This window comes from Erwinia sp. MYb416 (assembly GCF_037479575.1).
Classification (GTDB): Bacteria; Pseudomonadota; Gammaproteobacteria; order Enterobacterales; family Enterobacteriaceae; genus Erwinia; species Erwinia rhapontici.
Window position 1 is genome coordinate 1 of sequence record NZ_JBBGYT010000128.1, and the last position, 862, is coordinate 862.

Consider the following 862-nt stretch of genomic DNA (forward strand, 5'->3'; position numbering starts at 1 on the left):
CTGGTGGATATGGCGGTAAGCTATGATTTAGGGCAGTTAACGCCACAGCTCAAAGGCACCACGCTGGCCGTGAATGTCAGCAATCTGACAAACCAGCAGTATGTGGCCAGCTGCACCTCGGCGATGTATTGCTTCGTCGGTCAGGATCGCAGCGTCACGGCCAGCGTGGATTATCGCTGGTAAAAAAAAGGGGATGGCAGGTGCCATCCCCCGTGTATCAGGCCACCATCAGCGCGGATTTTACCGGCTGCAATAACCTGCCCACTTCACAATCCAGCAGCGTTGCACGCCGTAATAACTCTTCCGTTTTCGCCCCAATCACCGAATAAACATAGGCATTCACCTGATCCTGGCTCATCTGGTTGTAGCGCTCGGTAAAGGCCATTTCGATACTGTCACAAATCACCGCCCCCGCATTGCTGACATAGTCGGGCAGATAATGAATCCCGCGTGCAATCAGCACATCTTCCGCCAGTTGGCTGTTAAACGGTGAATTGGCGCTGCTGACCACCCATCCGCAGGCTAACTGCGTGACGTTATCCTGGGTTAAAATGCCGGACAGTGACGCGATACACAGGATATGACTGCGCAACTCGAATAGCTGCGCTTCGTTAACCCGGCGCACGCCTTCAGGGAAAACGGCGCGTGGATTAATGTCATACCCCACCACCTCGCACCCCTGTTGCAGGCACTGCCTGGCCACTTCAGAACCCACTTTACCCATACCGTGGATCGCCACCAGCGGATGCGCAACATCAGACAGACGCAGCATGATCACTTTATGAATCGAGCTCCAGACGCCGTAGCCGGTGGCAATCGACGTATCTATCTGTGGGCTGTCCATCGCATTGAGGATCCAGGG

General features: G+C 54.9%; 2 protein-coding genes. One reads left to right on the top strand and one right to left on the bottom strand.

Annotated features, from left to right (window positions below; genetic code table 11):
* Positions 1 to 183: hypothetical protein (locus WH277_RS01215; protein ID WP_339503901.1), on the top strand; the 183-nt coding region annotated here is incomplete at its 5' end.
* A gap of 34 nt (positions 184 to 217) precedes the next feature.
* Here the strand turns inward: WH277_RS01215 and WH277_RS01220 are convergent.
* A partial coding sequence (locus tag WH277_RS01220; protein ID WP_339503903.1) for an NAD(P)-dependent oxidoreductase occupies positions 218 to 862 on the bottom strand: 645 nt, incomplete at its 5' end.